The following is an 8972-nucleotide window of genomic DNA, read 5'->3' as shown; positions in this document are numbered from 1 at the left end:
TAGTTCCAGCACCTAGCTCCTCGAGGTCATAAGCCAAAGCACAGCAAAGGTTAAAAACCAACTTTTACCGTTCTTTGTCTTACGCTTGTCGGAGCTGACACAGGTGCTTCCACTTTTGGATTTGTCTAGTTCCAGCACCTAGCTCCTCGAGGTCATAAGCCAAAGCACAGCAAAGGTTAAAAACCAACCTTTACCGTTCTTTGTCTTACGCTTGTCGGAGCTGACACAGGTGCTTCCACTTTTGGATTTGTCTAGTTCCAGCACCTAGCTCCTCGAGGTCATAAGCCAAAGCACAGCAAAGGTTAAAAACCAACCTTTACCGTTCTTTGTCTTACGCTTGTCGGAGCTGACACAGGTGCTTCCACTTTTCTATAATTAGGAGGATTTTTATGATTGATTTTCTTAGAAGATGTTTGTTAGTTGTTATTTTTGTTTTGACGATTGGTTTATTGTTTGTTGGTGGAAATAAGGAGAAATTAGAGGATGTTTTGGCAGATAAAAATGTAAAAGAGATTAAATTGATCTCAAATATGAATAATAATTAAGATTTTTTTAAATGTATACCTCTCCTTTTTATAAAAAATTGTTAGATTTTAGTAAATAAGAATTTTCATAATTACTGACTTTTGTTATATTTTCGTAAAATAATTTCATGACTTTATTCCCATATATTTCGAAAAAAATCGAAAAAATAGTTAAAATTTAGCAAAAAAACCGTTGTTTTTACAATATTTTGAATTTTGTTAAAAATATGTTAGCTTTTTGTCAGTTTCATTAAGCGTTTTTTGTGTTATAAATTTGTTAGAAATATTTGTATTTTCTAATATTTCTTTCTATTCTACGCAAGGGGGTATGTAAACTACTAATATTCAAAGCAGAAATTTCATTATGATAGCAAGCTTTTAGAGAATGGGGAGGTATTTAGAATGAAGGATTTACGCAAACTGGTTGTTTCAGGCGTAGTAGCTTCTACACTTTTGTTAGGTAGTGTGTCTACATATGCAGCATCATTTGATGATGTTACAGGCTCGGATAGTGAGATGGCGATTACTAAATTAGTATCCTTAGGTTATTTTGTAAACAAAGGCTCTGAGTTTCATCCTGAAAGTGGATTGAAAAGAGGAGAATTTGCTGACTTAGCAGGTAAATTAGTGTATCTAGGTAAATCATCTGCAAAAGTTAAAGATTCAAAGAATGCCAATGCTGGGAAACTAGTTAAAAAAGGTTACTTTAAATTAACTAAAAAAGGTGAATTTTTACCAAAGAAAAATGTAACATATGCTGAATTTGCAAAAGTTTTAGCTAGTGGATTAGGTTTTAAAACTAGCTGGTCAAACCGTCCTGTTGATTTCTTATTCTTCTTAGAACGTAAAGGTGTACTATCAATTGATACAAATCTTGATGCTGTGGTAACTAGAGAAGCTGCTGCTGTTGCAGTAGACAAGTTCTTAGCAGCAAAAGATGTATATACAGATTTAAATGGAGTAGTCGTATCTTCAAGTCCAACATCATTAACAGTTAAAAGTGATAGTGGTGTGAAAACATATAAATTATCATCTAACGCTTCATTATTCTTAGATGATCAAGCAACTGATACTGATGCGATCGGCTTAGGAACTTCAGTTGATGTTATTTTTGATAAAACTGGAAAAGTAGCTTTTGTTGATGGTGTTGGTTTAGATTCTTATGAAGGTGCTTTAGGATACAAAAACGGTAAAATTACTGTTGGTACAACTACAACATTAGATATTGACCTTAACTTTGTATTAAGTAACTTACCTACTAATCCAAGTCAAGACTTCACATTTAATGAATTTAATGGATACCAAAGTAATGGTGTTAGTTATTTCGGATCAGTTTATACAAATATCGTTACTGACCAAGTAACAACATTAAATGCATACATCACTAAAGTTACAGACAAAGCGTTTACAGTTTCATCTACAGGTACATATGTAGTTGATTTCTCTGAAAATGCACTTGCAAACTTATCGTTCACGGCTGATGATGCAGTCGTTGTTAATCTAACTAAAGATGGAAAAACGGCTGTTTCTTCAACTTCAGATTTAGTTAAAGCACAAACTGACGGATATAAATTAACTGGTTCACTTGAATTTTCTCAAGAAGGCAAAATTACAGTCGTAACTGTAACAGCAGAAAAACCAGCAGCTCCAGCAGGTAACTAAATACTATTCTAAACATTAGTCGGAAAGAGGAGGAATTAAGATATGAAGAACGTTAAAGGTAAATTCTTATCAACAGCTCTTGCTGCATCAGTTGTATTAGCTGGATTACCAGCATTACACTCAAATGCTGCGAGCTCAGTTCGTAAAGGATTCGATTCGAAAAAAGTTGGTGGTAAAGTAGTCATCTCAACATTTGCGGATGCAGTAAGTTTAACACCACTTAACTCATCAGATTCAGCTTCAATCGATATTGCAAGCATGATTTTCGATGGTTTACTTACATTAAATAAAAACGGTTCTGTTGCACCAGCACTTGCAACTAGCTGGAAAAAAAGCGGTTTAACATATACATTTACGATACGTAAAGGTGTTAAATGGCATGATGGTAAGCCATTTACTTCAGCAGATGTTAAATTCTCATATGATATGTTTATGAATCCAAAAGCAGAAAACCATTACGCTTCTTTATTTGATGCAGTTAAATCAACTAAAGCTGTTAATGCGTATACATTCCAAATCACGCTTAAAGAAAAGGACGTATTATTCTTAGAAAACACGGTTGCAGCTGCACCAATTATGCCTAAACACCAATTCCCTAAAGGTGTAGATGATTATAATAACAATAATAAAATTCATCGTCATCCAATTGGGACAGGCCCATTCAAGTTTAAAGAGTGGAAGTCAAACGAACGTATCGTTGTATCTGCTAACAAAACTTACTTTGATGGTCGTCCATATTTAAATGAGGTAATTACGAAAGTATTACCTGATGCAAACGTTGAGGCTCTTAACTTAATTAAAGGTGATGTTGACTACGTTGAATCACTTACACCTAAATTATTAGCTCAAGTTAAGAAAGATAAAGATACAAAAACAAAATCATATGACCAAGGTCGTTTTGATTTTATCGGATTCAATGAAGCAGTAAAGCCTTGGAATAACGAAAAATTCCGTGAAGCATTAGCTTACGGCTTAGATCGTAAATCAATTGTTTCTAAAATCCAATTAGGCCGTGCTTACCAAGGAAGCGGTCCAATGCATCCAAAAATTCCACAAAACAATGATAGCGTAAAAGCGTTGCCATACGATACAAAAAAAGCTGCTTCATTGTTAAAAGAAATTGGTTATGAAAAACGTGGCGATACTTTATATGATAAAGATGGAAAAGCTGTTAAATTAGAATTTGCTTACAATAATGGTAATAAAACACGTGAAGCAATCGCTTTATTAGCTCAACAAAACTGGGCTAAGTTGGGTATCAAAGTTACTCCACGTGCGTATGAATGGTCTATTTTCTTAGACAAGTATGCTGCTGGGGAATTAGATTGCTTTGCATTAGGATGGTCTGGTTACGATGCAAACGTTGACCACTATCAATTCTTCCATTCTTCTGGTATTCCGACAAAAGCAAATCCTGGATTATCTAACCGTAACCGTGTTGACGATCCAAAGATTGATAAACTTTTAGAACAATACAAACAAGAAGAAAACCGTGAGAAACGTATCAAAATTTACCAAGAATTACACAAATACATGGCAGATCACGAAATCTTAATTTGGACTTACCATCCAAAATTAACAATGGGTTATGATGAAGATCTAGGTGGAATTGAGCCATCAATTTCAAATGATAAATTCAGCATTATCGATTGGTACTGGAAAGACGCTAAAAAACGTAAGTAATAATTTAATCTAGTAAATAGATGGCCGTAAGCGTCTACTGTCGCTTTCGGCTATCTTTCTAGTAAACAAGGATGTTATTTAATAGGGGGGTAAATATGTTTCAATATATTGTTAGACGAACTCTTCAATCAATACCTTTATTGTTTATCATTACGATAATTTCTTTTGCCCTAATGACGTTAGCACCAGGTGATCCAACGGCAATGTATGAAAATCCAGAAGCTACGAATGCAAATTCAAGTGCTCAAAAAGAGCTTATACAGGAGAAATTAGGTATTAATCAACCAATCTATGTTCAATATTATAAATGGTTAAAATTATTAGTAACAGAAGGAGATCTTGGCTATTCGTTTGAAGATGGACAACCTGTTACAAAAAAAATTGTTGATAAAATTCCTGCTACACTTACTTTAATGAGTACAGCGATTGTACTTTCAATTTTAATTGCTATTCCAATCGGCGTTTACTCGGCTGTAAAACAATATTCAAAGCTCGATTACTTTTTCACTTCCTATGCATTTTTCGGTATATCGGTCCCTCAATTTTTTATCGCAATCGTTGTAATTTTAATTTTCTCAATAAAATTAGGATGGTTTCCGGTTTCTGGAATGCGAGATGTATATGAACATTTTGATTTAAAAGATCGCTTACATCACTTAGTTCTGCCAGCACTAACATTAGCATTTGGTTTAATTGCAACAAAATCTCGTTTTATGCGATCAAGTATGTTAGAGGTTATTAAACAAGATTATGTTCGTACTGCAAGAGCGAAAGGTTTATCGGAAAGAAAAGTAATTTTTAAACATGCTTTACGTAATGCATTGATTCCAATTATTACGATTGTAGCTTTACAATTACCAAATTTATTTGGTGGAGCATTGTTTATCGAGCAATTATTTGCATGGCCAGGTATGGGAAGACTTTCGATTAACGCCATCTTTATTCGTGATTATCAAGTAATTATGGGTACAACTTTAGTTGCAGCAGTATTAGTAGTAATTGCTAATTTAATCGCTGACATTTTGTACGCAATAGTTGATCCACGAATTACATTTGGTAAGAAATAGAGAGGAGTAGCAAACGATGAGTTTACCAAATCCAACAATACAACCAACAACAAATAATCAGAATATTGAAAAAGAATTAAAAATTGAAAGTAGAGCAGCTGTCATTTGGAAGCGTTATAAAAAAAATAAATTAGCGGTAATCGGCTTAATTGTTTTTGTATTAATTATTTTAATCGCAATTTTTGCACCACTTCTATCTCCACATAAACCGGAAGTTTTTGATATTTTGGATTCGAGCCTGAAACCAAGTAAAAAATATCCATTTGGAACAGATGCAATGGGCGGAGATGTAATGACTCGTGCATTTTATGGGGCTAGAATATCTTTATCAGTAGCAATTTTGGCAATGATTTGTACAGTATCAATAGGTGTTATTTATGGAGCAGTTGCAGGATTCTTTGGGGGATTAATAGATAATACGATGATGCGTATAATTGATGCAATTCAATCAATCCCAACTTTCTTCTTATTACTAATTGTTGCTTCATTAGTTGTACCTTCACTTTGGTCAACCGTTTTTGTCTTAAGTATTGTAGGTTGGACAAGCATGGCAAGGATCGTACGTGGTGAAATTTTATCATTAAAAAGACGAGATTATATTGAAGCTGCTAGAGCGACTGGAGAAACGAATAGCAGTATTATCTTCTATCATATTTTACCAAATGCAGTTGCACCAATTATTGTAATTGCTACATTAGATATTGCTGCAAATATTTTGGCAGAAGCAAATTTAAGTTTCCTTGGATTAGGGATACAACAGCCAAAACCGAGCTGGGGTAATATGTTGACTGGGGCACAGGATTTAACTTCAATTATTGACCAATCTTGGACGATTATTCCACCAGCATTCTTTATCATTGTAACTGTTTTATGTGTAAACTTTATCGGTGATGGATTACGTGATGCACTTGATCCACGCATGAAGCAATAGGAGGATTACATGATGTCGACTACAACAAAAACCGAATCAATCGTATCAGTTGAGAACTTAAAAACGTATTTTTACACAGAAGATGGTGTAGTACCAGCAATTGATGGAGTTAGCTTTGATATAAAAAAAGGTGAAACTTTAGCAATTGTAGGAGAATCGGGAAGTGGTAAAAGTGTTACATCATTATCGATCATGGGACTAATACCATCACCTCCAGGAAGAATTGAAAATGGCGATATTAAATTTCATAATGAAAGTTTGTTAACAAAGACTGAAAAAGAAATGCGTGCAATAAGAGGAAATCAAATTTCAATGATTTTCCAAGAACCGATGACTTCACTTAACCCAGTTTATAAAATCGGTGATCAAATAATTGAATCAATCATTTTACATCAAAAGTTATCAAAAAATGAAGCGAAAAAGGAAGTTATTCGCTTATTAAATCTAGTAGGAATACCTGAACCAGAGCGTAGATTAACTCAATATCCACATGAATTGAGTGGTGGTATGAGACAACGTGTAATGATAGCGATTGCATTAGCATGTAATCCAGAGGTTTTAATTGCTGATGAGCCAACGACTGCTTTAGATGTAACAATTCAAAACCAAATATTGGCATTAATGAAAAAGTTGAAACGTGAAACGAATATGTCGATTATGTTAATAACACATGATTTAGGCGTTGTTGCAGAAATGGCTGATCGTGTAGTTGTAATGTATTCAGGGCAGGTAGTCGAACAAGGTGATGTTTTTACAATTTTCGAAAACCCGAAACATCCTTATACTGAAGGATTACTAAGGTCAATGCCTACTGCAGAAAAACGTAGTGGAAAGTTATATGCAATCGAAGGGGTTGTACCAAATCCTTTGAATCTACCAAAAGGTTGTCGATTTGCACCTAGATGTGAATATGCTACAACTCTATGCAAAAATGAGATGCCGAAGATTCAACCACTAAGTGAAGATGAAGTCGTACGTTGTTGGAAATACACGGATCGTTGGGAGGCGTAATAATGGTGAATAGTTTCTTAGAAAAAACTGAAGAAATTAGCAAGAAAAATATAGAAACAGATCAAGAGATACTATTAAAAGTTGATGACATTAAAATGCACTTCCCAATTAAAGGTGGATTTCTTGGTAAAGTACAAGGACATGTTAAAGCAGTTGATGGTGTTTCATTTGACATTCATAAAGGTGAAACGTTTGGTCTTGTTGGTGAAAGTGGATGCGGTAAATCAACAACTGGACGAGTTTTATTGAGGTTACTTGAAGCGACAAGTGGGTCAGTTGAATTCGATGGTACTGATTTGTTTTCATTATCAAATCAAGAGTTGAGAGAAAAGCGACGTGATATGCAGTTAATTTTCCAAGATCCATTTTCTTCTTTAAACCCAAGGCTCAGTGTTGGAGAAACTATCGCACGAGTACTTAAAATTCATGGGATGAATGATGCAGCGGCTCGTGAGAAAAGAGTGAAAGAATTATTAGAATTAGTTGGACTGAACTCATTCTATATGAGACGATATCCTCATGAATTTAGTGGTGGACAAAGACAAAGAATTGGGATTGCCAGAGCATTAGCTTTAAATCCTAAATTAATCGTTTTAGATGAACCTGTTTCAGCTCTTGATGTTTCAATCCAATCGCAGGTTGTCAATTTATTAGAAGAATTACAAGAGAATTTTGGATTAACATATTTATTTGTATCACACGGATTAAATATTGTTCGTCATATTAGTAACCGTGTCGGTGTAATGTATTTAGGGAAAATGGTTGAATTGGCTGATGCAGATACGCTTTTTGAAAATCCAAAACATCCTTATACACAAGCGTTGATTTCTGCAAATCCTATTCCAAATCCAAGATTACGAGATACAGAAAAAATTATTCTTGAAGGTGACGTTCCAAGTCCAATTAACCCACCTAGTGGTTGCCGTTTCCATACAAGATGTCCGTACGTACAACCAAAATGCAAAGAAGTTGAACCAATTTTTACACCTACCGGAAATAATGGTCAGTATGTAGCTTGTCATTATCCGTTGAATTAAGTTAATATTAGATTAAAATAAAGCGCATAGAAAGTTATTATTTATGAAGAAGTAAGTATGGCTTTCGAATTTGACGGAGGAGTTCGAAGTGGAAAAAAGAATGTTAGTTATTCATGAAAATCATGAAATAAGCATAGAAATTATGAATTATTTCCAAGAACTGTTTACGATTCAATGTTTTTCAAGTGGTCTTCAAGGGTTAGTCAAGGCAATTGATTGGAAACCTAATATTATCATTCTTAGTTCTTCATTACAAAATGTAGATAGTGTTGAACTTTGTAGACAATTAAGAGAAAGTTTGAATACAATCCTTTTTATTTATTCATCGGATTTAACAGATCATCAAAAGATGAATTATTACTCCTCTGGCGCTGATGATATTGTTGAATTTCCAATGAATTTGGATATTCTTAATTGTAAATTACAAGTCCATCTGAAACATCATATAATCAATGAGTTTAAAGAAGAAGATAAAATTCGATTTGGAAACTTGGTCATGAATAAACTTACATACAAAATTCATTATGAAGATCGTGAACTTAGTTTTACGAGGAAAGAATTCGCAATATTGTGGCTGCTTGTTAGTAGACAGGAGATTGTTGTTACTCGTTCTGAATTAGTAAAGGTTGTTTGGAGTTATGAACATGTTGACGATGATCGAATGGTAGATACGCATTTAAATAGATTAAGAAAGAAACTAAAGCAATATGAGATGAATTTAAGCATTAAAACTGTATGGGGAATAGGATATAAGCTTCAGCATGAAAATGTTAAGCAAACACTCCAGTTTACAAATTAAGTTTGTTCATACTCAGTTCACAATAGAACTTTTCATTCATTAACCATTTACCTTAGTTTTTCGGGAATAATGGTATGATAAATGGAAAGTTCTATTTTATTTTTGATTTTTTTTAAAGGCTTTGTTAATGTCTATTGTTAATAGTTTAATAATGGAATCCTATAATGGATTGTATTTGTAAGGGTGACGTAGGAAGACAACTGAAAAATATAAGTAGATGATTGGAGAGTAAGTTGCTCGACTACTGAAGGGTTGCTG

8 protein-coding genes are annotated in these 8972 nt (G+C 33.9%); all 8 read left to right on the top strand.

What is annotated here, in order from left to right:
- The first annotated feature begins 389 nt into the window (after window positions 1–389).
- Window positions 390–545 carry a hypothetical protein gene (locus B7R65_RS21400; RefSeq protein ID WP_179194912.1) on the top strand — a complete coding sequence of 52 codons (156 nt, stop codon included), beginning with the start codon at window positions 390–392 and terminating at the stop codon, window positions 543–545.
- Between the two features lie 381 nt (window positions 546–926).
- A complete protein-coding gene (locus B7R65_RS17765) occupies window positions 927–2186 on the top strand; it encodes an S-layer homology domain-containing protein (protein ID WP_088044181.1) in 1260 nt (419 codons plus the stop codon).
- Between the two features lie 42 nt (window positions 2187–2228).
- On the top strand, window positions 2229–3869 hold the full coding sequence (locus tag B7R65_RS17760) for an ABC transporter substrate-binding protein (RefSeq protein ID WP_088044180.1): 1641 nt from the start codon (window positions 2229–2231) through the stop codon (window positions 3867–3869).
- Between the two features lie 95 nt (window positions 3870–3964).
- The gene (locus B7R65_RS17755; RefSeq protein WP_088044179.1) at window positions 3965–4936 is read left to right on the top strand and encodes an ABC transporter permease; all 972 of its coding nucleotides are present in this window, start codon (window positions 3965–3967) and stop codon (window positions 4934–4936) included.
- Window positions 4937–4952: 16 nt separating this feature from the next.
- The gene (gene opp4C / locus B7R65_RS17750; RefSeq protein ID WP_088044178.1) at window positions 4953–5867 is read left to right on the top strand and encodes an oligopeptide ABC transporter permease; all 915 of its coding nucleotides are present in this window, start codon (window positions 4953–4955) and stop codon (window positions 5865–5867) included.
- Between the two features lie 12 nt (window positions 5868–5879).
- Window positions 5880–6878: an ABC transporter ATP-binding protein gene (locus B7R65_RS17745; protein ID WP_088044177.1), complete on the top strand. Its 999-nt coding sequence runs from the start codon at window positions 5880–5882 to the stop codon at window positions 6876–6878.
- 95 nt (window positions 6879–6973) lie between these two features.
- Window positions 6974–7915 (top strand): ABC transporter ATP-binding protein, encoded by a 942-nt coding sequence (locus B7R65_RS17740; RefSeq protein ID WP_179194913.1) that lies wholly within the window; start codon window positions 6974–6976, stop codon window positions 7913–7915.
- Between the two features lie 88 nt (window positions 7916–8003).
- Window positions 8004–8714 (top strand): response regulator transcription factor, encoded by a 711-nt coding sequence (locus tag B7R65_RS17735; protein ID WP_088044175.1) that lies wholly within the window; start codon window positions 8004–8006, stop codon window positions 8712–8714.
- The last annotated feature ends 258 nt before the right edge of the window (window positions 8715–8972 follow it).

Source organism: Bacillus sp. EAC, from assembly GCF_002156875.1.
Taxonomy (GTDB): Bacteria; Bacillota; Bacilli; order Bacillales; family Bacillaceae_G; genus Gottfriedia.
The sequence above is the reverse complement of the archived record's forward strand: the minus strand, read 5'-3'. Positions and strand labels throughout refer to the sequence as shown.